Origin of the sequence: Streptomyces sp. HPF1205 (genome assembly GCF_020400825.1) — a bacterium.
Lineage (GTDB): Bacteria > Actinomycetota > Actinomycetes > Streptomycetales > Streptomycetaceae > Actinacidiphila.
Map to the genome: position 1 here is coordinate 27,379 of NZ_JAINVH010000010.1, position 25,611 is coordinate 52,989.

Here is a 25,611-nt window from a genome sequence, read left to right on the forward strand (position 1 = left end):
CGGATCGTAGTGAAGATCCCACGGAATCTCGAAGTCGGCTGGTCAGCACGGCGGTTGCCGGGCCACCGCGGGTGGCGTTCGAGGAGCGGGCGGCGGCGACCGCGGCTCTGACCCGGGAGCGCTCAGCCCTCGACGGCTCAGCCCTCGACGGCCATGCGTATGCCCAGGAGCAGCAGCACCCCGCCGCTGACCTGCTCCAGCCTCCTGCGGACGGCGGCGCGGGACACGATCCCCCGCAGCCGGCCGACGAACCACACGTACATCCCGTAGTAGCCCACCTCGAACACGGCCCACAGCGCGGCCAGCGCGACCATCGCGGGCAGCTTGGGCGCGCCCGCGGGCACGAACTGCGGCAGGAAGGACATCGCGAAGACGGCGGCCTTGGGGTTGGCGAGGTTCAGCAGCAGCCCGGAGCGGTAGGTCCGCCAACCCGCCGGCGCGCGGCCGGCCGGCGCCTGCGCGGCGGCGGCCCCCGCCGCACCGGCCCCCTCCTCACCGCTCCCCGCCCCCTCCTCACCGCTCCCCGCCCCCGGCTCACCCGTGCCCGCCGGGTCCCGCGGCACGCCGGGCCCGTCCGGTGCCCCGTCCCCGGCGCGGGCGGCCCGCGCGGACCGCAGCGTCTGGACGCCGAAGCCGACGAGGACCACCGCGCCGGTGATCCTCATGGCGTCGTACGCCGCCTGGGAGGCCGCTAGCAGCGCGGTCAGGCCGAAGGCGGCGACGAGGCCCCAGACGAACACGCCCGTCTCGTTGCCCAGCACGGTCAGGAAGCCGGCGCGCCGGCCGCGCAGGGACTGACGGATGATCAGCATCGTGCTGGGGCCGGGGGAGGCGGCGATCAGGGTGCACGCGCCGAGGAAGCCGAAGAGGGTGCCGAACACGGTCGTCATCGTGCTGCCCCGGCCCGGACCTGTCCACCGGGTTTGCGGGCGGGCGGGACCGGGCCGGGGCGGGGGCCTCCCGGCCGTCGGGGGGACGGTCAGGAGCAGGTGATGACCAGTGAGGTCAGCACCGTGCAGGTGCTGGCGGCCCGGTCGTCGGCGGTGCTGGTGTCGACGGGGTCGCTCGCGGTGCGGGAGGCGGTCACGGTGTAGGGCAGGTCGAGGGAGAGCAGGCCCACGGGAACGGAGAAGTGGCGGGTCGCCGAGGTCCCGGCCGCCAGGCCGTCCACGGCGCAGGTGACGGTGCCCGTCCGCGTCGCGCAGTCGGCCGAGTCGGCCGTCATGGGCGCGGGCAGTGACGCGGTGATGGTGGCCGAGGTGAGGGGGGACGGGCCGCGGTCGGTGACGGTCAGGGTGTAGTCGATGCGTCCGCCGAGCAGTCCCGGGCGCGGGTCGGCGGTCAGGGCCACGGCCACGTCGGCGGCCGCGTAGGTGAAGTGGTCGGCCGTGGTGGCGGCGCTGGTGCCCGCCGGGGTGGTGACCTGGACGTCGACGGTGCCTACCGCGCCCGCCGGGGCCGTCGCGGTGCAGGAGGTCGCCGTGCAGTCGAACCGCGTGGCCGGGTGGCCGGGGCCGAAGGTGACCGCGGTGGCGTCGCCCAGGGCGGTGCCCGTGACGGTGACGGCGGTGCCGCCCGAGGGCGGCCCCGAGCGGGGGGTGACCGACGTGACGGCCGGTGGGGGCAGCGGCGTGAAGGAGACCGCCACTCCGGCGGGGTCGCGGCCCACGGGCGTGGTGGCGGTCACCGCGCGGGCGGCGGTGTCGATCACCGTGACGTCGTCGGAGCCGAGGTCGGTGACGTAGGCGAGCGAACCGTCCGGGGTCAGCGCTATGCCCTGCGGATTCGTGCCGGCGCGGACGGTGGCGGTGACGGTGCCCGCCGCGAGGTCGACCACGGAGACCGAGTCGGCGGGGCCGCCCGCCGTGTAGAGGGTCGAGCCGTCCGGGGACACGGCCAGCGCGTACGGCGGGGCGTCCGGCGCGATGGCGGCGGTGACGGTGTGCGTCGCGGTGTCGAGCGCCGACACCTTGCCGGAGCCCAGGTCGGCGACGTAGGCGCGGGATCCGTCCGGGGCGAGGGCGACGGCGACCGGGAAGGAGAACGCGTGCACGGTGGCGGTGACCGAGTCGGTCGCGGTATCGACGACGGAGACGGTGCCGCTGCTGCTGGCGACGTACACCTGGGAGCCGTCGGGTGTGACGGCCAGCGCGTCCGGGCCCTGGGCGACCGGCACGGTCGCGGTGACCGTGCCGGTGGCGGTGTCGACGACGCTGACCGAGGCGGCGCCGAGGTCGGCGACATAGGCGCGGGCGCTGTCCGGGCTGACGGCGACGGCGGTGGGGCTGACGCCCACCGGGACGGTGGCGGTCACGGACCGGGTCGAGGTGTCGATCACGGACAGGGCGTTGGACCCGATGTCGGGTACGTAGACGCGGGCGCCGTCCGGGGACGCGGCCACGGCCTGCGGGTCGCTGCCGACCGGGATCGTGCCGGTGACGGCGCCGGTGACGGTGTCCACCACGGAGACGGCGTTGTCGCCGGCGTCGGCCACGTAGGCGGTCGCCGTGCCGGGGACGGCGGCCGCGGCCGGCTGGGCGGCCACGGTGACGGCGGCGGCCAGGCCGAGCGCGGCGGCCAGGGCCACGGCGGTGGGTCCGGCCGTCCGCCCGCCGCGCGGGCCCGCGACGGCCGGCCGCGCGGCGCCCGCGGCGGTGGCCCGGGCCCGGGCGACGGGCCGCGGCAGCCGTCCGCGGCGGGCGCCGCCTCTGGTGTGTTCTGTCGGGATCACGTTCTCTGCCCCCCTCGGGTCGCCCGCGGTGGCGGGCGCCGGTCGGGCCCGTCGAACCACCGCGGTGCGGTCTCGTGACGGCGGTACGGCGCGCCACCCGGCCGGCGGGGCCCGGGCACGCCCGGGCGGCGGTCGTGCGCCCCGCCCGCGCGTCACGGTCGCCCAGTGCGACGTTCCGCGCACGGTACGCTGCCACGGCCGCCGGGGCCGCGCACCGGATTCGCCGCAAACGGCCGGTCGCCGGGCGCGGTTGGCGTATGCCGCGGGCCGGTTGCCGGGGGCCGGTTGCCCCGGGGGGCCCGGCCCGGTCGCGATCGCGCGGTCACAACCGCCCGGTACGGCGGCGGGGTCACGACCCCCGGGGGCGGCCGGGTCACGGTGACGAACCGCGGCTTCCCGGCCGCGGCGGCGCGATCCGTCGCCGCGGCCGTGACCGCCCGGTCGTGGTGCCCTCGCCGCGACCGCCCCGAGCGCCGCTCCCCCGCGCGGCAGCCCCGTCACGGCGGCGCGGTCACCGCGGCCCCGTCACAGCGGCGCCGGTGAGGAGGCGTCCGCCGCCAGGAGCCGGGGACTGCCGGTGCCGTCGGCGGGCACGCTCCACAGGTCCGTGCGCGAACCGCCGTCCGGGGCGGGCAGGGCGTAGGCCACGGTGCGGTCGTCCAGCCACGTGGCCTGGTCGTCCACGCTGTGCCGCTCGGCCAGGGGGGTCTCGCGCAGGGTGCGCAGGTCGAGCACGTACTCGTGCCACAGGGAGGCGCCGGCCAGCACCCGCCTCTTGAAGGCGATCCGCGTGCCGTCCGGCGACAGCGAGGGACACTCGACGTTCTCCACGCCCAGCGCCGTGACCGTGCGGGCGGCGACGGAGCCCTTGACGAGGTAGGTCTTCCCGCCGGTGCCGAGGGTGGCGTAGAAGGTGTCGTCGTCGCGGGCGAAGGTGACGCCCCAGAAGTTGTCGTCGGCGGCGTGGTAGCGCTGCCCGTGCAGGGTGATCGCGAAGTCCTCCAGGCTGGGCAGGAGCCGCCAGGTGCGGGTGTCCACGATGGAGGTGCGGGTGGAGAAGAAGGCGGCGCCGTAGGACTCCCCGCCGACGAAGACCGTCCACGCGGCGAACCGGCCGCTGGGCGAGACGCGGGCGCGGCTGGGGGTTCCGGCGAGGGGGAAGGTGCGACGGACGCGCAGGGCGGCGTCGGTGATCACCGCCCGGTCGGTCTGTGAGACCACGCCGGGCGCGGACTGCAGGCACACCCCGGTGCCCGAGGCGGCGTAGAAGCGTGCGCACTTCAGGCCGGAGGCGGTGCGCCCGCCGCGCGGACGGTCCGCGGCGACCGTGGCGACCCGGCCGCGGTACGGGCCCGGCGCCGTGCTGACGACGGCGATCCATCCGTGCCGGTCCAGGTCCACGGCGCCCGCGGTCACGGCGGGGTCGCCGGCCCGCGCCGTGCCGTCCTCGGCCGCCCGTGAGGCCGCGTGCAGCACGAAACCGGTGCCGATGCCCGCAAGCAGCAGTACGGCGACGCCGAGGACGAGCAGGCGGCGTCCCGCGCTCATCGGTGTCCGGCCGCCGCCGGTTCCCGCGGGTGGCAGGGCGTGTCGTTCGGTCACGGCGTCTCCTCGGCCGGGCGCAGGACGAAGACGGCGGCCGTCGCGCACAGCGCCAGTCCGGCCGCCGAGGCGAGCAGGGCCCGGCCGTCGCCCCACGCGGTCCATGCGGCGCCGAACGCCAGGGAGCAGCAGAACCGGGCGAGCGCCTGCCCCGTGCCGACCAGCGCGAGTCCGGTGCCGCGCAGCGCCCCGGGAACGGCGTCGGCCACCGCGGCGGGCAGCACCCCGTCGGTGGCCGCGTAGAAGGCGCCGTGCAGGGCGAGCACGGCGTACGCCAGCGCGGGCGTGGCGGGGGCCCACAGCAGCAGCCCGTACGCGGCGAGCAGCCCGGCGTGTCCGGCGAGGAACACGACACGCCGGCCGATCCGGTCGGCCAGGACGCCCGCGGGCACGGCGAGCAGCAGGAACACCGCGGAGGTGCCGAGCGGCAGCAGTGGGAAGAACTCCTCGCCGACGCCGGCCCGGCGCTGCAGCGTCAGGTAGACGAAGGCGTCGCTGACGGTGGTCAGGCCGAGCAGCACCGCGCAGCCGGTCAGGGCACGCAGGCGGGGCAGTCGCAGCAGGGCCAGGGCCTGGCGCAGGTCCACCGGGGCCGGGCGCGGTCCGGGGCCGCCGGCGGACACGCGGTCCCTGCCGGGGACGAACAGCACCAGTACCAGCACGCCGAGCACCGCGACGCAGGCGCTGACCCCGAACACGGCGTCGTAACCGTCCGCGGCGGCCCGCAGGATGAGGAAGGCGGTCATGGGGCCGAGGACCGCGCCGGTGGTGTCCATCGCGCGGTGCACGCCGAAGGCCCGGCCGCGGTGCTCCGGCGGGGTGGACAGCGAGATCAGGGCGTCGCGGGGCGAGGTGCGCAGGCCCTTGCCGGTGCGTTCCAGCGCGAGCACCAGCCCGAGGGGGCCCAGGCTCCTGGCGACCAGAAGCAGCGGTTTGCACAGGGCCGACAGGCCGTAGCCGAGCCCGGCGACGAGCTTGTGGTCGCGCACCCGGTCGGCGAGGTGACCGCCGGTCAGTTGCACCAGCGCGCCGACGCCGTTGTAGACGCCGTCCAGGGTGCCGAAGCCGAGGGGGCTCAGGCCCAGGCCCGCGACCAGGTAGAGCGGCAGCACGGCGGTCACCATCTCCGAGGAGACGTCGGTGACCAGGCTGACGGCACCCAGCGCGAGGACGACGGACGAGACCGCCGGGGCTCGCCCGCCTCCCCTGCCGGGGGCGGGATCCGCCGCAGGAGCGGCGCGGTCCGCGAGATACATCGTTCGGGTCCCCCCTCGTGCGCGCCGGGTCAGTCCCGGCGGCTGCTCTCGTCCCGCAGCCAGGTGTCGAAGTCCCCGTCGCGGATGGCCTTGCGTGAGGTACGGCGGGCCACCGCGGCGACCGTGAGGAACACGGCCACGTGCGGCAGCAGCCAGGGCTCGGCGTACAGCAGGCGCCGCAGGTCGGCCGGCCGCGTGCGGGCGGAGGGCGGCGGCCCCGGGGCACCGGCGGCGGGGGCGGAAGGGGCGGGAGCGGGGCCGGGAGCTCCCGCGCCGGCGTCCGGCCCTCCGCCGTTCCCGGCCGGTGATCCAAGTGCTGCGGCCGTTCCCGCGCCGGCGGCTCCCCCGGCCGCCGGCGCCGGTGCGCCCGCCCGCGCCCGGCGCGCCTCTTCCGCCTGGCGCGCCTCCAGTTGGGCGGAGGAGGTGTCCGCGCGTACCCGGCGCCGGATCAGGTCGGCCCAGGTGCGCGGCGGGCGGACCGTGACGCGGGCCTGCTCGACCACCCGCCGCTCCCCCGGCGCGAACGCGAGCGAGGCGGCGAGGTCGTCGGCCATCAGCGGCGGCAGGGCGGCCAGCCGGGCGTGCCCCTCGCGCGACACGGCGATCACCCCGCGGCCGAACAGCCCCTCGCGTACCGCGGGCAGCCGCTGCCACACCCGGTAGTAGGCGCGGACCGGCCAGGCGCAGCCGGTCATCGGCAGGTCCCGGGCGGGCGCGGCGGCCAGCACCGGGCCGCCGCCGGCCACCGTCTCGGCCAGGGCACGGACATCGGCGGCGCCGATCACCACGTCCGCGTCCACGTACAGCCGCGGGAAGCCGCGGGCGTGAGCGTCGCCGGTGCGCAAGGCGTCGTGCTTGGACGGAAGCGGAACCTCCACCACCCGCACGCCGGGACGGGCGGCGGCCTTCGCGGTGTCGTCCGTGCAGCCGTTGCAGACCACCACGACGTCCGGCGCGGGACCGTCGGCCGGGCCGCTCAGCAGGGCGTCCAGCAGGCGGCCGATGACCGGTGCCTCGTTGTGCGCCGGAATCACGATGCTCGTCACGCAGGTGAGTATGCAGCCGCGATCCGCGGGCCCGCCGAGTGTTTCGTCCAAGTCTCCCCCGAGCTGGAAGCGAGTGGTCTAGATTGAGCGACGCGGAGCCGGTTTGCGCGGAGCGTCTCACCGTGCCGGACCGGCCGCGGTCGCGGGCGGAGCCATCCGCTTCAGCCCCGACGGGAACGGCGAGTCACCGCACGAGAGCACCGCACGAGAGCACCGCAGCACGGCGCTGGCCGGGCGCCCCGGCGTCCCGCCCCGCGCCGACCGCACAGTCAGCAACTCCTCCGGTCCGGGCGTGGGGACGCCCGAGGGCCGGGCGGAGCATGGGGAACCACTCGGTGTGGGGGGATTGATGAGTGCTGCACAGGTCACGTCCGCGGCGGACGTGGCGGACCGCAAGCGGAACGCGCGGCGGGAGGACGCCAGGACGCTGGGCGTCGCGGTCGTCGGGGCCGGCTACTGGGGGCCGAACCTCGTACGCAACTTCCAGTCCAGCCCGAACTTCCGGCTGCGCTGGGTGTGCGACCTGGACGTGGACCGGGCCCGGCGGGTGCTGGGCGGCTACTCCACGGTGCGGGCCACCTCGGACTACTCACAGGTGCTCGCCGATCCCGAGGTGGACGCCGTCGCGGTGGCCACGCCGGCCGGCACCCACCTGGAGGTGGCGCTGGCCGCGGTCCGCGCGGGCAAGCACGTGCTGGTGGAGAAGCCGCTGGCCGCCACGTACGCGGACGGCGCGCGGCTGGTCGAGGAGGCCGCGGGGCGCGGGCTGACCCTGATGTGCGACCACACCTACTGCTACACCCCGGCGGTGGCCAGGATCAGGGAGCTGGTGCGCTCCGGCGAACTCGGCGAGATCCACTTCGTGGACTCGGTGCGCATCAACCTGGGGCTGGTGCAGAAGGACATCGACGTGCTGTGGGACCTGGCCCCGCACGACCTGTCGATCCTCGACTTCATCCTGCCCGACAGCGTGGAGCCGGTGGCGGTCGCCGCGCACGGCGCGGACCCGATCGGCGCGGGCCGCGCCTGCGTGACGTATCTGACGCTGCAGCTCAGCAGCGGCGCGATCGCCCACGTGCACGTCAACTGGCTGTCGCCGACGAAGGTGCGCACCACCATGGTCGGCGGCGCCAAGCGCACCCTGATCTGGGACGATCTCAACCCCTCGCAGCGGCTCGCGGTGTTCGACCGCGGTGTGGACCTGACCGCGCCGCAGGACATCGGGGTCAGTGAGCGGCGGGAGATGCTCGTCTCCTACCGGACGGGCGACATGGTGGCGCCGGCGCTGAAGGAGAAGGAGGCGCTGCGCGCCATGGTCGACGAGTTCGCGGCCGCGATCGCCGAGGGCCGGCCGGCGCTGACCGACGGCCGGGCGGGGCTGCGGGTCCTGGACATCCTCGAAGCGGCCTCGCGCAGCCTGGAGTTCCGCGGCGCCGTCGTGGGCCTGCGGGCCGGCGGCCGCTGACACCCGGCACGCACCGGCCCGTACGCGACACGCACGACGTGCGGCACGCGGCACGCGGCACGCAAAGACGGCCGGTGCGCGGGCCCGCCCCGCGCACCGGCCGCGGCAACAGCGCATCACCCGAGGCGTTCCGCCGGGGGAACGGCGGACCTGAGTTGGGGGGAAGAGGCTTGGACACGCGAGAGCGCGGCACGGACGACGAGAGGGCGCAGGCGTCGGAGGCGGCGCAGGCGGACCCCGCCCCGTACCTGCGCGGCAAGAGGATCCTGGTCACCGGCGGCGCCGGCACGATCGGCTCGCACGTGGTGGACCTGCTGGTGGCCGCGGGGGCAGGCCACGTGGTGGTGCTGGACAACTTCGTGCGGGGGCGGCCGGAGAACCTGGCTTCCGCCCTGCGCAGCGGCGCCGTCGAGGTGGTCGACGGCGACATCCGCGACACCGCGACGGTCCGCCGCGTCACCGAGGGCGCCGACCTGGTCTTCCACCTGGCCGCGATCCGCATCACGCAGTGCGCGCAGGAGCCGAGGCTGGCCAACGAGGTACTGGTGGACGGCACCTTCAACGTCCTGGAGGCGGCTGCCGCGGCCGGCGTCGGCAAGGTGGTCGCCTCGTCCTCGGCGTCGGTGTACGGCCTGGCGGAGAGCTTCCCGACCACCGAGCGGCACCACCCGTACAACAACGACACCTTCTACGGCGCGGCCAAGGCGTTCAACGAGGGGATGCTGCGCAGCTTCCACGCCATGTACGGGCTGGACTACGTGGCGCTGCGGTACTTCAACGTGTACGGCCCGCGGATGGACATCCACGGCCTCTACACGGAGGTGCTGATCCGCTGGATGGAGCGGATCGAGGCCGGGCGGCCGCCGCTGATCCTGGGCGACGGCACGCAGACGATGGACTTCGTGCACGTGCGGGACATCGCGCGGGCCAATGTGCTGGCCGCCCGGCCGGGACTGACCGACGAGGTGTTCAACGTGGCGGCCGGCGCCGAGACGTCGCTGCTCGGGCTGGCGCAGGCGCTGCTGGAGGCGATGGACGCGAAGGCCGAGCCGGAGTTCGGCCCCGCGCGGGCGGTCAACGGCGTGACCCGGCGGCTCGCCGACACCTCGTACGCGGCGGAGCGCCTCGGCTTCACCGCGCGGATCGGTCTGCGGGAGGGCCTGAGGGACCTGGTCGACTGGTGGCGGGCCGAGCGCTCGGCGGTGGCGGCCGGCGCCCCCGGGGCCGCCGGGTGAACGCGGCCGCGCGGATCCCGGTGATGGTGCCGTGGCTCGGCGAGGAGGAGGCCCGGGCGGCGGCGGACGCCGTGCTGTCGGGCTGGGTGGCGCAGGGGCCTCGGGTCGAGGAGTTCGAGCGGGCCTTCGCCGGGCGGGTGGGCGCCGGGCACGCCGTCGCGGTCAGCTCCTGCACCACGGCGCTGCACCTGGCGCTGGTCGTGCTGGGCGTGGGCCCGGGCGACGAGGTGGTGGTGCCGTCGCTGTCGTTCATCGCCACGGCCAACGCCGTGCGGTACACGGGCGCCACCCCGGTGTTCGCCGACGTCGAGGCCGCCACCGGCAACGTGACGGCGGCGACGGTGGACGCGGTGCGGACCGCGCGCACCAAGGCGGTGCTCGCCGTCCACCAGGGCGGGGTGCCCGCCGACGTCCACTCCCTGCGGGCGGCCTGTACGCGGTGGGGGGTCGCGCTGGTGGAGGACGCGGCGTGCGCGATCGGCGCCACGGTCGGCGGGAAGCCGGTCGGGCAGGGGGCGCTGCTCGCCGCGTGGTCCTTCCACCCGCGCAAGCTGGTCACCACCGGCGAGGGCGGCATGGTCACCACCGACGACGCCGAGTGGGCGGCGCGGCTGCGCCGGCTGCGCGAGCACGGCATGAACGTGTCGGCCGCGCAGCGGCACGCCGGCGCCGCACCCGTCCTGGAGAGCTACCTGGAGGTCGGCTTCAACTACCGGATGACCGACATCCAGGCCGCGGTCGGACTGGTGCAGCTCGGCAGGCTGGACGCGATGGTGGCCCGCCGCCGCGAACTCGCCGCCCGTTACGACACGCTGCTGGAGAAGGTGCCGGGGCTGACGCCGGTCCGCGACCCCGCGTACGGCCGGGGCAACTTCCAGTCCTACTGGGTGCTCCTGGACCCGTCCTTCCCGGTGGACCGGGGCGCCCTGCTCGCCGCCCTCGCGCGGGACAGCGTCTCCGCCCGCCGCGGCATCATGGCCGCGCACCTCGAACCCGCCTACGCCGGCCACGAGCACGCCCCGCTGCCGGTCACCGAGCGCATCAGCTCCCACTCGCTGATCCTGCCGCTGTTCCACTCCATGACGCACGACCAGCAGGACCGGGTGGTGGCCGCCTTGCGCGAACAGGCGGACCGGTGAAGGCGGGCGGCGGGGCCGCGAGCGGCGGCCGGGGCGGCGGGCGCGGCGCCGGCGAGCCGCTGCTGATCGTCGGGGCCGGCGGCTTCGCGCGGGAGGCCGCCCAGGCGGTACGGGACGTGAACCGCGCCTCGCGCCGCACGCGTTGGCGCCTGCTGGGGCATCTGGACGACGACCCCTGCCTGCACGGCCGCGAGGTGGACGGGGTGCCGGTGCTGGGCGCGAGCGCTCTGGCGCACGAGATGCCGGACGCGCGGGTGCTTGTGTGCGTCGGCAGTCCGCGCGACCCCACCTCGCGGGCGCGGGTGGTGCGGCGGCTCGGGCTGGACGGCGACCGCTGGGCCACGCTCGTCCACCCCGCTGCGGCGGTCTCGGCCACCTCGTCGGTCGGCCCCGGTTGCGTGCTGCTCGCCCACTGCGCGGTGACGGCGGCGGTACGCGTGGGGGCCCATGTCGCGGTGATGCCGCAGGTGGTGCTGACCCATGACGACGTGGTCGAGGACTTCGCCACCCTCGCCTCCGGGGCGCGCCTGGGCGGCGGCGTCCGTCTCGCACGCGGCGCGTACGCCGGCGCCGGCGCCTTGATCAGGGAGAACGTCACGGTGGGCGCCTGGTCCCTGGTCGGCATGGGCGGCGTGGTGCTCGGCGACGTCCCCCCGGGCGAGATCTGGGCGGGCAACCCGGCCCGCAGGCTGCGGGCGGCCGGCGCGCCCGCCCTGGCCGAACTGCGCACGAAGCCGCGGCCGGAGGGCGGCGCCCGCCCGGCCGAGGGCGTGGACGACGTCGGCAAGCACGACAGCGCCAAGCACGACAGCGGCCACGACAGCGCTCTCCACCGCGACCACGGCGGCCACGGCGGCCACGGCGAGCACGGCGACGACCGGGACGGCACGGCCGACCCGCACCGCACGGAGCGCGCAGCAGACCACGTGAGCACTACGGAAGACACGGACCGCACAGACCGCACAGACGACACGGACCACACGGACCACACGGACGACAGCGACCGGACCGGCGACACGCACCGCACCGGAACGCGGCCGGCCGTACGGATGGGGAGCCCAGCGACATGAACCAGATCCCACTGGTGGACCTCAAGGCGGCGCACGCCGAGGTCGCCGAGGACGTCAGGACCGGGTTCGAGCGGGTCCTGGCGAACACCGCGTTCATCGGCGGCGAGGAGGTGCGGGCCTTCGAGCGGGAGTACGCCGCCTTCGCCGGGGTCGCCCACTGCGTGGGTGTCGCCAACGGCACGGACGCCCTCGAACTGGCGCTGCGCGCGAGCGGGGTGGGCGCCGGTCACGAGGTGGTGCTGCCGGCGAACACGTTCATCGCGACGGCGGGGGCGGTGGCCAGGACCGGGGCGCGCCCGGTGCTGGTGGACTGCGACCCGGACACGTACCTGATGGACGGCCCGGCCGCGCTCGACGCGGTGGGCGGCGCCACCCGCGCGGTCGTGCCGGTGCACCTGTACGGCCAGTGCGCCGACGTGGAGGCCCTGGCCGCGGCCCTGCCGCCGCGGGTGGCCGTGGTGGAGGACGCGGCGCAGAGCCAGGGCGCGGCCCGCGACGGCCGCTCGCCGGGGCGTGGCGGCATCGCCTCGACCAGCTTCTACCCGGGCAAGAACCTCGGCGCGTACGGCGACGCGGGCGCGGTGCTGACCGACGACGGGGAACGGGCCGGGCTGGTCCGGGCGATCGCCAACCACGGCGGCGTCGCGAAGTACCGGCACGACGTCGCCGGGTTCAACAGCCGGCTGGACGGCCTGCAGGCGGTGGTGCTGCGGGCCAAACTGGCCGGGCTCGCCGCCGGCAACACCGCCCGGCGGGCGGCCGCCGCCCGCTACGACGAGCTGCTGTCGGGCCTGGTGGCGGCGGGCCGGGTGGTGCTCCCGGTCACCGCCGCCGGCAGCGCGCACGTGTGGCACCTGTACGTGATCCGTGTGCTGGGCGCCGACCGCGACGAGGTGGTCGGCAAGCTCAACGCCGAGGGTATCGGCGCGGGCGTGCACTATCCGGCGCCGGTCCACCTCACCCCCGCCTTCGCCCATCTCGGCCACCGCCGCGGCGACTTCCCGCACGCGGAGGAGGCCGCCGACCGCATCCTGTCCCTGCCCCTCTACCCGCAGATCACCGCCGACCAGCAGCAGCGGGTGGTGGACGTCCTGGCCGGCGCCCTGCGCTGACCGGCCGGCCGCCGCACCGCTCCCCTCCCCCCACACACCGCACCACCCGTCCCGCCGAACCGGGGCCCCGCACCGCCTGAGAGGTACCGATGCACGCTACGAGCAGACATCTCCGGGGCGCGCTGTGCGCTCTGGTGGCCGCGCTGGCCGCGGCCGTACTGCCGCTGACCGCGGCGGGCGGCGCCGCGGCGGCCGATCCGTGCGGGAGCGGATCGAACCCCGTCGTCTGCGAGAACTCCAAGCCCGGCACCCCGATGTCCGACTGGTTCTCGCCCAACGCCTACGGCAACGTGCAGGGCTTCTCGACCCGGGTGAGCGTCCAGGCCGGTGACACCGTCCAGTTCAAGGTGCAGTCGCCGGTCGCGTACCACCTGGAGGTCTACCGGCTGGGCTGGTACGGCGGGGACGGCGCCCGGGAGATGTCGACGAGCACGCAGGCCGCGGCGACGTACCCGGCGAACTTCACCACGGACGGCAGTCCGGGCAGTCCGCTGGACACCAAGGTCGTCGACGGTGTCCCGGACGGCAAGCCGCTGAAGTGCGACGGCGACTCCACCGGGCTGGTGGACTGCGGGAACTGGCCGGTGACCGCGTCCTGGACGGTGCCCGCCGACGCCGTCTCCGGGCTGTACATCGCCAACTTCGACCAGGTCGACGGCAACGGCGTGATGCCGTACCCGTTCGTGGTGCGCGACGACTCCAGCCACTCCGACATCGTCGTGCAGACGGACGACGAGACCTGGCAGGCGTACAACATGTGGGGCGGGCGCAACCTGTACCAGGGCAACGGACCCGCGCCGGACGGCCGCGCGTACGCGGTGAGCTACAACCGGCCGCTGGACATAGGCGGCGACAACGGGGTCTACGGCTCCGAGTTCGAGATGCTGTCCTGGCTGGAACGGGGCGGCTACGACGTCAGCTACCTGTCCGGCGTCGACGTCTCGACCCGGCCCGCGGACCTGCTGAACCACAAGGTCTTCATGTCCTCCGGCCACGACGAGTACTGGACGCAGGACCAGTTCACCAACGCGCTGAACGCCCGCAAGGCAGGGGTGGACGAGGCGTTCTTCTCGGGCAACGAGGTGTCCTGGAAGACCCGCCTGGCGCCCAGCGTCGACGGCGCGAACACCGCCGACCGCACGTTGGTGTGCTACAAGGAGACCAAGCTGGAGCTGGCGCAGCCGGACGGCGTCCCGGACCCGGACCCGACGGTGTGGACCGGCGCCTTCCTCGACCCGAACAGCGCCAAGAAGGGCGAGCCGTTCCAGCCGCAGAACATCCTCACCGGTTCGCTGTTCACCGTGAACGGCTACCGCAGCGACGCGATCACCGTGCCCGGCACGTACGCGAAGATGCGGCTGTGGCGCAACACGTCGGTGGCGAGCCTGACGCCGACCCAGGTCGCGTCCTTCCCGGCCGGCACGCTGGGCTACGAGTGGGACAGCGACCTGTCCGACAGCACCCGGCCGGCCGGGGAGATCGACCTGTCCTCGACGACTGTCGACATCGCCGACGGCAAGTACCGGCTCGACTACGGCAACACCTACGGCAACGGCACGGCCACCCACAGCCTGGTCGAATTCCGCGACCAGACGTCCAAGGCGCTGGTGTTCGGCTCCGGGACGGTGCAGTGGTCGTGGGGCCTGACCGACGTGCCGACCGCCGACCCGGGCGCCGGCGTGGTGACCGCGGACAAGCGGATGCAGCAGGCCACCGTCAACGTGCTGGCCGACATGGGCGTCCAGCCCAGGACGCTGCAGAGCGACCTCGTGGCAGCCGCGCCCTCCACCGACATCCTGGGACCGGTGGTGTCGGTGACCGGTCCGGTGATCGGCGCGACCGTGCCCGCGCTGCGGCCGGTGACGGTCACCGGTACGGCCTCCGACGTGGGCGGCGTGGTGGCGCGGGTCGAGGTGTCCACCGACGGTGGCGCCACCTGGAACGCCGCGACCGGCCTGAACTCCTGGACCTACACCTGGACGCCGTCCGCGCCCGGCTCCGCGCAGATCGAGGTGCGGGCCGTGGACGACAGCGTCAACATCGGCGCCACCACCACGATCCCGCTGACCGTCGGCCCGCAGCAGTGCCCGTGCACGGTGTGGCCGGCCACGTCGGTCCCGACCACCGTCAACAGCGGCGACCCCAGCGCGGTCGAGCTCGGGGTGAAGTTCCGCACCACGACGACGGGTTCGATCACCGGCGTGCGCTTCTACAAGTCGCCCCAGAACACCGGCACGCACACCGGGTCGCTGTGGTCGGCGTCCGGGCAGCGGCTGGCCACCGGGACGTTCACCGGCGAGACGGCCTCCGGCTGGCAGCAGTTGAACTTCCCCACGCCGGTGCCGGTCAAGGCCGGTACCACGTACATCGCCTCCTACTTCGCCCCGAACGGCGGCTATTCCTACGACGGCGGCTACTTCACCTCCAAGTCGGCGGGCCTCGCGCCGCTGACCGCGCTGCAGTCGGGTACGGACGGCGCCAACGGCGTCTACCACTACGGTTCCTCCGGCGGCTTCCCGAACACGCCCTCGGACGGCAGCAACTACTGGGTGGACGCGGTGCTGGACACCTCCGCCGCGAGTACCGTGCCGCCCGCGGTCACCAGTCCCTCACCGACGTCAGGCGCGGTCAACGTGCCGATCACCGCGCCGGTGACGGCCACGTTCAGCGAGCCCGTGGACGCGGACACGCTGCGGTTCGCGGTGAAGGACTCCGCCGACAACCCGGTGCCGGGCAGCACGACACTCGGCGCGGCGAACAGCGTCAGCTTCACCCCGTCCACGCAGCTCGCGCTGGGCACCACGTACACCGCGTCGGTGCAGGTCGACGACCTGTGGGGCAACCGCATGACCGATCCGGCGACGTGGAGCTTCACCACGAGTTCCTCGCCGCCCGCCGTCACCTGCCCGTGCACGCTGTGGAGCACGGCCACCACCCCGGCGAACACCGACATGACCGGTGACACCAACTCCGTCGAGCTCGGTACCCGGTTCACCTCGGCGGTCGCCGGCTACGTCACGGGCGTCACCTTCTACAAGGGCCCGGGCAACACCGGGACGCACACCGGGAGCCTGTGGGCGGCCGACGGCACCCAGCTCGCGACCGGCACCTTCTCCGGCGAAACGGCCTCGGGCTGGCAGCTGCTGACCTTCGCCCATGCGGTGGCGATCACGGCGAACACCCCGTACGTCGTCTCCTACCACGCGCCGAACGGCAACTACTCCGTCGACGGCGGCTACTTCGGCGCCGCCCACCAGGCGTATCCGCTGACGGCCACCGCCGACGGAGCGGGCGGTCCCAACGGCGTGTTCCGGTACGGCGCCGCCACGGCCTTCCCCTCCGGCACCTACGGCTCGGCGAACTACTGGGTGGCGCCGACCTTCACCACCACCCCGCCGCCGGCGCCGCCGGACGGCACCACCACGGAAGTCCAGTAGCCCGCGGGCACCGGCAGATTGGCAACCAGGCGATGAGCAGTGTCAGCGTCGTGATCCCCTGCTACAAGTACGGCCGCTTCCTGGCCGACTGCGTGGGCAGTGTGCTGGACGGAGCGGAGGACCTCGACGTCCGGGTGCTGATCATCGACGACGCCTCGCCGGACGACTCGGCGCGGGCCGCCCGCGAGCTCGCGGCCCGCGATCCGCGGATCGAGGTGCGGGTGCACGAGCGGAACATGGGGCACATCGCCACGTACAACGAGGGCCTGCTGGAGTGGGCTGACGGCACTTACGTGGCGCTGCTGTCCGCGGACGACCGGCTGGTGCCCGGGGCGCTGGCCCGCGCGGCGGCCCTGCTGGACGCCCACCCCGAGGCGGGTTTCTGCTACGGCAGGCCGCTGCGGTTCCGGCACGGCGACCCGCTGCCCGGAGCACGTACCCGCGCCACCGGTTCGGTCGTCTACCCCGGGCTGTGGTGGCTGGAGCGCCGCTTCCGCGAGGGCACCGGCTGCATCACCTCCCCGGAGGTGGTGGTGCGCACCGAGCTCCAGCGCAAGGTCGGCGGCTACGACCCGAAGCTGCCGCACGCGGGCGACATCGAGATGTGGATGCGGCTGGCCGCGCACGCGGACGTGGGGTACGTGCGGGGCGCTGACCAGGCGTACTACCGGGTGCACGGCGCCAACATGTCCACCGTGGACTTCGGCGGGCAGTTGGACGACCTGCGGCAGCGGCGGGCGGCGTTCGAGGCGGTGCTCGACAAGTGCGGGGACCGGCTGCCGGACGCCGCGGGGCTGTCGCGGACGGTGCACACCCGGCTGGCGAGGTTCGCGCTGCGCCGCGCGTACCGGGCGTACGACCGGGGGCGCACCGATGTCGTGCCGGTCGAGGAGCTGGTGGAGTTCGCGGCGGACTGCCTGCCGTCCTACGAGGCGCTGCCCGAGTACCGGGCGCTGCGGTTGCGCCGCCGGGTGGGCGCGCGGGCCATGCCGTACCTCCAGCCGCTGGTGCTGTCCGCGGTGGCCGAGCGCGGCCGGGAGTGGCTGTGGTGGCGGTCCTGGAACCGGCGGGGGATCTGATGCGGCCGATCCCGGGGACCGTACGGCGGGTTCGGCGCGGGCCGGCGCCGCGCGGGAGCGGGCCGTCAGCGCGGGGCCGCAGCCGGGCGGGCGCGGCCGGCCGGACGCCGCCACGGCCCGGCGCCACGGGGCCGTCCGGCCCGGCGGCGGGTGAGCAGGCGGTCGGTCCACAAGGCGGCGAGCAGGCCGCCGGTGACGCCCGCGACGGCCACGCCGGCCAGGGCCCGGCTCCTGCTGCCCACCACGCGCGCGGCGTTGGGCGGCACGAGCAGGTCCACGCTCATCCGCGCCGCCGGCGGGACGTCCTGCGCGCTCTGCAGGCTGTCCACGTGCCGGGTGTAGACGTCGATGATCTCCCGCACCACCCGGTCGGCTCCCGCGGGGTCCGCGAGGCGTGCCTGCACCTGCAGGGAGGGGATCAGGTAGGCCGGGGTGACGCTGGTGCCGCTGTTGCGGGGCGCCAGCCGGTAGGTGCCGTGGACGCCGGCCGCGCGCAACTCGGCTTCGCCCGCGGGCGACCGGAGCTGCTGGACGACGGCGTAGGAGACGGCGGCCAGCGGCGGCTGGAGGTTGGCGAGCTGGTTGGGCTGGTTGCCGGTCACCGGGGGTTTGAGGACGACCACCGCGGAACTGAGGAACCGGGGGGCCGGGCGCAGCACATGGTGGGCACCGACCGCGGTCAGCGCCGCCGCGAGCAGCAGCACGTACCAGCGGCGCAGCAGGGCGAGGAGCACCTCACCAGGGGACACGGGGCCTCCTCGGGTCGGCTCCGATACTGGCAGGACACAGCGGGCGTCGCCACCGAAACGGCCGCTCCGGCGCGATACCGCCGCGAATCCGGCCGACGGGGGGATGCCGGGTGAACCTGGGCGAGATCCTGGCGGTGCTGCGCCGCCGCTGGTACGTGGTGGTGCCGCTGGCCCTCGTGAGCCTGCTGGCCGGCGGCTACCTGTACAGCTCCGTGCCGGTGTCGTACGAGTCGCAGAGTTCGGTGTCGCTGCTGGACTCCACGGCCGTGGCCAAGCTGGCCCCGGCGTTCGGCAACCCCATCGCCGACGCGGGCGGTTCGCTGGTGGTGACCGCCGACGTCCTGATCAGGACGCTGCAGTCCAACGACGCCGCGCACGGCCTGCTGGGCCTCGGGGTCACCGACCGGTACGCGGTGGGCTTCGCCGCGAACACCTCGGGGCCGCTGGTGTCGCTGTCCGTCACCGGCACCGACCGGGCGAAGGTGCTCCGGGAGACGGCGACGCTGACCCAGTTCGCCGCCGACCAGTTGCGGGCGCTGCAGGCAGCGGCGAAGGTCCCGCCGCAGTACTACGTGAAGGCCGCGCCGATCGTGCTGCCGCAGACACCGGTCTCCAGACTCAAGAGCCGCTACCAGTACGTGGCCGCTGTCGTCATCGCCGGCCTGGTGGCCGCGTTCTTCCTGGCCTTCGCGGCGGAGAGCGCGGCCCTGGCCCGGCGGGCGCGCAGGGGCGCGGCGGCGCGCCGGCCGCGCCTTCGCCGCGCGGGACGCGGGGGCGGGCCGCGCCGGGGCCCGCTGCGCCGGCCGCTGGACGCCACCACGATCCTCACCGGCTACATGGCGCTGGCGTTCTTCATCCCGTCCAACCTGGACCTGCCGGCGCTCGGCGGGGTCGGTACCCCCGCGAACGTGTTCGCGCTCCTGGGGCTGCTGTGGTACCTGGCGTCGTGGCTGACCGGCCGGGTGGTCCCGGCGCCGGGCACCAGGGGCCCGCGAGTGGTCATGTGCGTGCTGGCCGCCGCGGTGCTGATGGCGTACGTCGCCGACGCCACGCGGGGCAGTTCGCACGAGGAGGTGCTGGCCGCCGACCGCGGGCTGATCGGGCTGCTGGTGTGGGTGTCGCTGGTGGTGCTGACCTCGGCGGGGGTGCACGAGCGGGAGCGGCTGGACACCCTGCTGCGCCGGATGGTGGTGATGGGCACGGTGGTCGCCGCGATCGGCTACTGGGACTTCTTCACCGCGACGAACATCGCGGACTCGATCCGCGTCCCGGGCCTGCACTCGTCGGTGGCCTCGGTGCGCACCCTGGACCGTGGGTCGTTCGTGCGACCGCGCTCGACGACCGCGCAGGCGCTGGAGTTCGGCGGGATGCTGGCGATCCTGGTGCCCTTCGCCGTGCAGCAGGCGCTCGACCCGGTGCGCCGACACGCCTCGGCGTGGCGGCGCTGGGGCCCGGTGGTGGTCATGGGCGGCGCGCTGCCGCTGACGGTGTCGCGCACCTCGATCATCGGCGCGCTGATCGTGGTGCTGGTGCTGGTGCCCAGGTGGGGGCCGCGGCGCCGCTGGTCGGCGATCGGGCTGCTGGTGGCGTCGGTGGGTGTGTTCAAGGTGCTGGTGCCGGGCCTGATCGGCACGATCACCACGCTGTTCTCGACGTTCCTGACCAACTCCGACAGCAGCACCCAGGCGCGGACCGTCAAGTACTCGGCGATCATGCCGTACCTGCGCGAGCGCCCGTGGTTCGGGCGGGGGTTCGGCACCTTCACCCCGGACCTGTACTTCTTCACCGACAACCAGTACATGCTCACCCTGGCCGAGATGGGCCTGCTGGGGCTGGTGGCGCTGTTCACCCTGTTCCTGACCGGGATCCACCACGGCGGCGCCATCCGCCGCTTGGCCGCGACCGAGTCCGACCGGGAGCTGGGCCAGGCGTTCTTCGCCTCGGCGGCGGTGGCACTCGTGATCAGCGCGACCTTCGACGCCCTGATGTTCCCGATGTTCGCCGGGATGTTCTTCGTGACGCTCGGCGCCGGGGGCGCCGCCCTCGGCTTCGTACGACGTGAGGCGGCCGCGGCCGGCGGCCGGGAGACCTCCGGCGGGCCGGCGGCCGTGCCCGAGCCCGAACCCCAACTCGTGGAGTCCCGATGACCTTTGCGCACACCCCCGCCGAGTCCGACGCACGGCCGGGACCGGTCGCCGTTCTCGTCGTCACCTGGAACAGCGCGAGGGTGCTGCCGGACTTCGTGGCGTCGCTGCCTTCGGGCATGGCCGGTCTGGACTGGCAGCTGGTGGTGGCGGACAACGATTCCGCCGACGACACCGTGGAGGTGGTGCGGCGCCTCGCGCCGGACGCCGTGATCGTGCAGACCGGGCGCAACGCGGGTTACGCGGCGGGCGTCAACGCGGCGCTGGCCGCGGCGGCGGGCCGGCCGGGCGGGATCCGGGCCGCGCTGGTGTGCAACCCGGACATCCGGATGCGGGAGGGCTGCGCCGCGTCGCTGGTGGCCGCGCTCGGCCGCCCGCTGCCCGACGGCTCGCGGGTGGGCATCAGTGTGCCGCTGCTGTACGAGCAGGACGGCACGGTGGTGCGCTCGCTGCGCCGGGAGCCCAGCGTGAGCCGGGCCTTCGGGGAGGCGGTGCTCGGCAACCGCAGGGCGGGCCGCTTCCGGCACCTGGGCGAACTCGTCACCGACCCGGCCGCGTACACCTCGGCCACGCGCGCCGACTGGGCGACCGGCGCCCTGATGGCCCTGTCCCGCGAGTGCCTGGACACGTGCGGCCCGTGGGACGAGTCGTTCTTCCTCTACTCGGAGGAGACCGAGTACTGCCTGCGGGCCCGGGACGCCGGCTTCGCCACCTTGCTGCGGCCCGACGCCTCGGCGGTGCACCTGGGCGGCGACTCGCGGGTGTCGCCGTTCCTGTGGACGCTGCTGGTGCTCAACCGGGTGCGGCTGCACCGCCGCAGGCACGGCCCGATCGGCGCGGCGGCGTTCTGGGCGGCGGTGCTGCTGCGGGAGATCTCGCGGGCCGCACTGGGCCGGGCGCCGAGCCGGGCAGCGGTGGCGGCGCTGCTCAGCCCCGCGACGCTTCGCCGGGCCCCGGGTCCCGCTCCGCGCGCACCGATATCAGCGACTTCGTGAGGCCGAGGACCCGCTCGCCGAGCAGCAGGTCGCCGGGGAAGAGGTAGCGCATCTCGGCGCGGCCGAGCAGCTCGATGCCGATGACCGCGTCCATGGCTTCCTGCCGGTCGGCCGGGCGCGAGTGGGTCAGCGGCCAGCGGCGCACCAGCCGGGCGCGGGCGGACAGCGGCAGGAACTGGAATCCGGGCGCCACGAAGTGCGGCTCGACCGGGAAGTACCGGTACGGGGTCTGCACCCAGTGCAGCGGCGCCAGCTTCAGTACCGCGTCCGCGAAGCGGCGGCGCTGGCTGTGGCCGCCGACGTGCTCGATGGTGGAGTTGGAGAACACCAGGTCGAACCCGCCCAGTGCGGCGGCCACCGCCGGGTCCGTGACGTCCGCGTTCTGCGCGGTGATCCAGTCGGGCAGGTCCGCGGGGTGCGGTTCGAGGTTGACCACGTGGACGTGGGCGGGCCGCAGCGGTGCCCGCAGCCACATGTCGGCGGTGCCGCCGAGGTCCACGACACGCATGCGGGCCGCGCCGGGGAACAGTCGCCGGAAGCGCTCCCAGCGGGCGGCGCGCAGGCGTTCGCCGAGCGAGTCGGGGGCGTCCACGAGTCGGTTGCGCAGGGTGCGGGCAGCGGGCATGGTCAACCACCTGACGGTCGAAGCGCCCGGGACGTCCGGGCGCGGGCGATTGGGGCAACGATACGGTCGATCGGGGCAATTGCGGGGGCGAACCGGGGCGTTCGCGCGGACCGCGGGACCGGCGGCCGCGCGCGGTCCTACCAGCGGGTGTAGAAGCTGCCGGGGTTCACCAGGTAGCGGACGGTCGGATGCGGCAGGTGGCGTATCCGGTGGGTTCGGGCGTAGCGGTGGATCAGCTCCCAGTCCTCGCGCGGCAGCACCTCGGGGGTGCGGCGCAGCCGGCTGAAGCGCAGGGCGCGGTTGCGGCGTGCGACGAAGGCGTTGGTGTCCAGGAAGGACTCGCGCGCGGAGCGGCGCCGGTCCCAGGGCACCGACAGGATGTCGTGCTCGGTGCCGTCGGGCAGTACGCGGCGCAGCGCGGTGTACACGCCGTCCGGCCCGCCGGGTGCCTCCAGCGCCTCCAGGGCGCGGGCCAGGTGTTCGGGTTCCCAGAGGTTGTCGTCGTCCAGGAACGCCACGTACCGGGAGCGGCTCAGGCGGATGCCGACGTTGCGCACCACCCCCGCGGTCTTGGTGTTGACCGACAGCGACACCGCGAACAGCCGTGGATCGTCCGGCAGTTCGGGCAGCCCGGCGCCGTCGTCCACCACCACGACGACCTGGTCGCGGACGGTCTGGGCCAGCGCGGACCCGACGGCCGCGCGCAGGGCCTCGGGCCGTTCGTGGGTGGCGATCACGGTGGCCACCAAGGCGGTGGGGCGCACCGGCAGGGCGGCCGCCAGGCGGCGGGTCTCGGCGTTCTCGATCCGCCGAAGGCGCAGTGCGGAGCCGGCCAGCAGCACTTTGTTGCGCAGCTCGAACAGCACGAGCCAGCCGAACGCCCCCTTCAGCAGCGTCCAGGGCAGGCGGGCGGCCGCACGCAGCGGGCCCGCGGCCCCGCCGGGCGTCACGAGGTCGTCCCCGGCACGACGGCCCGGCCGTCGGACATGCGGTTGTCGCGCCAGACGTTGCCCGCGCCGCCCTCGTTCCACGCGGTCACCGCGCCGTATCCGCCGGCGGCCGGGTGGTATTCGGTGGAGAAGACGTTCCCGGTGACCTTGATGCCGGTCGCGCCGCTGCCTCCGGCGTAGAGCGTGTACGCGCCGCCGGCCAGCCAGTTGTCCTCGACGGTGACGTTCTTGACGGTGCCGGTGTCGGCGAACAGCCCCACGCTGCCGGAGGCGCCCCGGTCGACGGGGGTCGGGTTGAGCAGTGTGTTGTGCCGGACGGTCAGCCCGCCCGCGCCGCCGCCGTCGCTGATCACGGCGTTGGTGTGCTGCCATTCGCCGCCCTGGTTCCTGAACGGCGTGATGTCGTGCACGTAGTTGTCGTGCAGGTAGCCCTGGCCCATGGACAGGGCGTCGCCGAAGACCGACACGTCGCACCAGCCGACCTCGACCGCGCTCGCCCCCATGTTCGACACCGCGTAGTCCACTCCTCCGTTGTCGGGGCCCTTGCCGGGCACGGCGGTGATGGTGGTGTGCAGGATCCGCAGGCCGCTGTAGCCGGCCCGCAGGTTGATGCCCCACCAGTTGTCGGAGGTGATCCTGCTGTCGATGACGGTGACGTTGTTGGCGTACACGTCCAGCGAGCCGGTGATGTCCCAGCGGCGGATGACGGTGCCGTCGGTCCTGATGCTCATGGCGCCGACCCGGTGCGGGGTGAGCGCCAGGCGCGGGCCGGTGGTGCGTGCGTCGGGGAAGCCGCACGCCGCCGCTGTGCGGCAGGTCCCGGGTGCGGTGGGCGCTTTGGCGTCGCCGCGGTCCGTCGCCGCCGGGTCGGCCGTCGCCGTGGGGGACGTACGTCCCATGCCGGGGGCGCGGGCGCCGCTGCCACCGTCCGGCGTCGGCCCGCGCGTGGCCGCGGGCGCCGAGTCGGCCGGGTCGGACTGGCCGGGCGCGCAGGTGAGGGCTTCGACGGGGCAGCGCCCGCCGGTCGTGTCGCTCCGTCCCGAGCGGGTGGCGAGCACCACCGACAAGGCGACCGCCGTCACCACGGCGCAAGCGATCAATAACGCGGCTCTGCCGGACCACCACCGCCGGCGGCCCCCGGCCGCCCGGTCTTCACGGCCCTTCCCCCCGCCCCCGCCCGGCTCTCCTCGCGTGCGGCGGGTCCGCGCGGGGCCGTCGCCCGTACGGCCGCCCGGGCCGGCCGGCGGGCCCGCGGCGTCCACCCGCGGGTCCGGATCCCGGCCGCCGTCCCCCGCGGGTCTTCCTCCCGGTCCGGGCGGCGTGTCGGGGCTGTCGGTCATGGTGGTCTCATTTCGTGGTCTCGGCAGTGGACTTCCCGCCGCGCGGCGACCGCAGGGCCGGCAGGACGCAGAGCGCGTACGCGGCCACGGCCGCGCAGCCGGTGGCGGCGAGCGCGGGCCGGCCGTCGCCGAGTCGGCCGTGCAGGGCGATGGTGACCGCGGCCATGACGGCGCCGGCGAGGAACGGCCGGGCGCAGGCGCGGGCCACCCGCCCGGGCCCGATGCCGCTCCCCCGCAGCGCGAGCAGGAAGACCGGGACGATGACGCCGCCGGCGACCAGTACATGGCCCTGGGCGACGCCGACGATGCCGTCGCGGTGGGCGGCGGCGACGAGGACGGGGAACAGGGCGGCCAGCCACAGCGCCTGGACGCCGATCAGGGAGCGCCGCCGGCCCGCGGCGACGAGGCAGTCGTAGGCGAGTTCGCAGCCGATCCGGATCAGGCCGAGCGCCATCAGCCAGGGCAGTGCCCTGGCGGCGGGGACCCACTGGCCGCCGTAGACCAGGCCGATCAGCGGGGCGGCGAGGCAGGCGAGCAGGACGCACAGCGGCACGGTGCCGGTGACGAGGACGGCCAGGGCGCGGCCGAAGCCCTCGGCCAGGGCCCGCGGGGAGCCGGCCAGGCGGGAGAAGCCGGCGAACGACACCCGCCGGGCCGCTTCGGAGACGATCCGCACCGGCCAGCCGGAGATGTTGAAGGCGAGGACGTAGAAGCCCAGGGACACCTTGCCGAGGGTGGCGCCGACGACCAGGGTGTCGACGTTGACCACGGCGAGGGCGAGGAGGCTGGCCCCGGCCAGCGGCAGCCCGAATCGCAGCAGCGCGCGGGCCTGCGCCGGGTCCCAGCCGAAACGCAGGGTGCCGGGGGCGGCCAGGCACAGCCCCGCCAGCGCGGCGACGTTGCCCGCGACCGAGCCCCAGGCGAAGCTGATCGCCCCCCGCCCGTCGAAGGCGAGGAGCAGGGTCACGGCGGTGCTGACGAGGAAGTTGACGGCGTCGATGGCCATGCGCCGGCCCTGGGCGAACTCCCGGGTGAGGAAGCCGGCCGGGACCTGCGAGACGCCGTCGAGCACGACGCACAGGCACATCACCCGCAGTACGGCGGCCGCGTCGGGCGAGCCGAGGGCGTGCGCCATGGCCGGGGCCGCGGCGAACAGGGCGGCGTACAGCGCGGTGCTGGACAGGGCGCTGAGGGTCAGCACGGTGGGCGCGAAGCGGCGGGGGTCGCCGTCCCAGCGGACGACGGCGAGCCCGACACCGAGTTCGTTGGCGGACAGCAGGACCAGCAGCACGGTCTGCGCGACGCCGTACACGCCCCACGCGGCGGGGCCGAGGGCGAAGCGCGCCAGGACGATGCCGGTGGCGAAGTTGCCCAGCCGCATGACGACGGTGTTGACCAGGCTCCAGCCGGCCGCGGAGCGGACCTTGCGGCCGAGGGACGGCGGAGCCGCGGCGGGCGCCGGGGGCGGTGTCCGGTGCGGGCGCGGCCTTCCGGACCGCGAGGCGTTCGCGCCGGGGGCGTCCCGGCGCGGCTCGTCCTCGTCGTCCGGGATCGCCCAGAACGGGACCCGGCGTGCCGGGCGCGCGGGCGCGGCGGGCCGGCCCGCCGGGGTGCCGGTGGGGCGCGCCTGGTCCAT

General features: G+C 75.1%; 19 protein-coding genes. 9 read left to right on the forward strand and 10 right to left on the reverse strand.

What is annotated here, in order from left to right; all coding sequences use genetic code 11:
- Positions 1 to 137: 137 nt before the first annotated feature.
- The 5 genes from K7G61_RS13660 to K7G61_RS13680 all read right to left on the reverse strand — a co-directional run bounded on the left by K7G61_RS13660 (position 138) and on the right by K7G61_RS13680 (position 6,635).
- A complete protein-coding gene (locus K7G61_RS13660; RefSeq protein WP_225847053.1) occupies positions 138 to 890 on the reverse strand; it encodes a LysE family translocator in 753 nt (250 codons plus the stop codon).
- Positions 891 to 979: 89 nt separating this feature from the next.
- On the reverse strand, positions 980 to 2,731 hold the full coding sequence (locus tag K7G61_RS13665) for a beta-propeller fold lactonase family protein (protein ID WP_225847054.1): 1,752 nt from the start codon (positions 2,729 to 2,731) through the stop codon (positions 980 to 982).
- A 525-nt stretch (positions 2,732 to 3,256) separates the two neighbouring features.
- Entirely contained in the window at positions 3,257 to 4,279 is a 1,023-nt protein-coding gene (locus K7G61_RS13670; RefSeq protein WP_225847218.1) for a TolB-like translocation protein, read from the reverse strand.
- A 50-nt stretch (positions 4,280 to 4,329) separates the two neighbouring features.
- On the reverse strand, positions 4,330 to 5,589 hold the full coding sequence (locus tag K7G61_RS13675) for an MFS transporter (protein ID WP_225847055.1): 1,260 nt from the start codon (positions 5,587 to 5,589) through the stop codon (positions 4,330 to 4,332).
- Between the two features lie 29 nt (positions 5,590 to 5,618).
- Positions 5,619 to 6,635 carry a glycosyltransferase family 2 protein gene (locus K7G61_RS13680; protein WP_225847056.1) on the reverse strand — a complete coding sequence of 339 codons (1,017 nt, stop codon included), beginning with the start codon at positions 6,633 to 6,635 and terminating at the stop codon, positions 5,619 to 5,621.
- Between the two features lie 349 nt (positions 6,636 to 6,984).
- Between K7G61_RS13680 and K7G61_RS13685 the strand changes: the two genes are divergently transcribed.
- From K7G61_RS13685 to K7G61_RS13715, 7 genes are all read left to right on the forward strand, one after another.
- Positions 6,985 to 8,100 (forward strand): Gfo/Idh/MocA family protein, encoded by a 1,116-nt coding sequence (locus K7G61_RS13685; RefSeq protein WP_225847057.1) that lies wholly within the window; start codon positions 6,985 to 6,987, stop codon positions 8,098 to 8,100.
- A gap of 170 nt (positions 8,101 to 8,270) precedes the next feature.
- Complete coding sequence (locus tag K7G61_RS13690; RefSeq protein ID WP_225847058.1) at positions 8,271 to 9,335, forward strand: NAD-dependent epimerase/dehydratase family protein; 1,065 nt, start codon at positions 8,271 to 8,273, stop codon at positions 9,333 to 9,335.
- Positions 9,332 to 10,474 carry a DegT/DnrJ/EryC1/StrS aminotransferase family protein gene (locus tag K7G61_RS13695; protein WP_225847059.1) on the forward strand — a complete coding sequence of 381 codons (1,143 nt, stop codon included), beginning with the start codon at positions 9,332 to 9,334 and terminating at the stop codon, positions 10,472 to 10,474. The genes K7G61_RS13690 and K7G61_RS13695 overlap by 4 nt, the downstream gene beginning before the upstream one ends.
- Positions 10,471 to 11,544, forward strand: a complete 1,074-nt coding sequence (locus K7G61_RS13700; RefSeq protein WP_308190631.1) for an acetyltransferase — start codon at positions 10,471 to 10,473, stop codon at positions 11,542 to 11,544. Before K7G61_RS13695 ends, K7G61_RS13700 begins: the two co-directional genes overlap by 4 nt.
- A complete protein-coding gene (locus K7G61_RS13705; RefSeq protein ID WP_225847061.1) occupies positions 11,541 to 12,656 on the forward strand; it encodes a DegT/DnrJ/EryC1/StrS aminotransferase family protein in 1,116 nt (371 codons plus the stop codon). The genes K7G61_RS13700 and K7G61_RS13705 overlap by 4 nt, the downstream gene beginning before the upstream one ends.
- 89 nt (positions 12,657 to 12,745) lie before the next feature.
- Positions 12,746 to 16,093, forward strand: coding sequence for a DUF4082 domain-containing protein (locus tag K7G61_RS13710; protein ID WP_225847062.1), 3,348 nt, complete (start codon positions 12,746 to 12,748; stop codon positions 16,091 to 16,093).
- A 32-nt stretch (positions 16,094 to 16,125) separates the two neighbouring features.
- The gene (locus K7G61_RS13715; RefSeq protein WP_225847063.1) at positions 16,126 to 17,172 is read left to right on the forward strand and encodes a glycosyltransferase; all 1,047 of its coding nucleotides are present in this window, start codon (positions 16,126 to 16,128) and stop codon (positions 17,170 to 17,172) included.
- Between the two features lie 65 nt (positions 17,173 to 17,237).
- Here the strand turns inward: K7G61_RS13715 and K7G61_RS13720 are convergent, their stop codons facing one another.
- Positions 17,238 to 17,921 carry a hypothetical protein gene (locus K7G61_RS13720; protein ID WP_225847064.1) on the reverse strand — a complete coding sequence of 228 codons (684 nt, stop codon included), beginning with the start codon at positions 17,919 to 17,921 and terminating at the stop codon, positions 17,238 to 17,240.
- A 110-nt stretch (positions 17,922 to 18,031) separates the two neighbouring features.
- Between K7G61_RS13720 and K7G61_RS13725 the strand changes: the two genes are divergently transcribed.
- Both K7G61_RS13725 and K7G61_RS13730 read left to right on the forward strand, forming a co-directional pair.
- The gene (locus K7G61_RS13725) at positions 18,032 to 20,068 is read left to right on the forward strand and encodes an O-antigen ligase family protein (protein ID WP_225847065.1); all 2,037 of its coding nucleotides are present in this window, start codon (positions 18,032 to 18,034) and stop codon (positions 20,066 to 20,068) included.
- Positions 20,065 to 21,060 carry a glycosyltransferase gene (locus K7G61_RS13730; RefSeq protein WP_225847066.1) on the forward strand — a complete coding sequence of 332 codons (996 nt, stop codon included), beginning with the start codon at positions 20,065 to 20,067 and terminating at the stop codon, positions 21,058 to 21,060. The genes K7G61_RS13725 and K7G61_RS13730 overlap by 4 nt, the downstream gene beginning before the upstream one ends.
- On the opposite strand, the gene K7G61_RS13735 is transcribed toward K7G61_RS13730, so the two are convergent.
- The 4 genes from K7G61_RS13735 to K7G61_RS13750 form a co-directional block, all read right to left on the reverse strand.
- Positions 20,993 to 21,685 carry a class I SAM-dependent methyltransferase gene (locus K7G61_RS13735; protein WP_225847219.1) on the reverse strand — a complete coding sequence of 231 codons (693 nt, stop codon included), beginning with the start codon at positions 21,683 to 21,685 and terminating at the stop codon, positions 20,993 to 20,995. The genes K7G61_RS13730 and K7G61_RS13735 overlap by 68 nt on opposite strands.
- A 137-nt stretch (positions 21,686 to 21,822) precedes the next feature.
- On the reverse strand, positions 21,823 to 22,635 hold the full coding sequence (locus K7G61_RS13740; protein WP_225847067.1) for a glycosyltransferase: 813 nt from the start codon (positions 22,633 to 22,635) through the stop codon (positions 21,823 to 21,825).
- Positions 22,632 to 23,720 (reverse strand): hypothetical protein, encoded by a 1,089-nt coding sequence (locus K7G61_RS13745; protein ID WP_225847068.1) that lies wholly within the window; start codon positions 23,718 to 23,720, stop codon positions 22,632 to 22,634. The genes K7G61_RS13740 and K7G61_RS13745 overlap by 4 nt, the downstream gene beginning before the upstream one ends.
- Positions 23,721 to 23,982: 262 nt before the next feature.
- Positions 23,983 to 25,611 carry an oligosaccharide flippase family protein gene (locus K7G61_RS13750; RefSeq protein WP_225847069.1) on the reverse strand — a complete coding sequence of 543 codons (1,629 nt, stop codon included), beginning with the start codon at positions 25,609 to 25,611 and terminating at the stop codon, positions 23,983 to 23,985.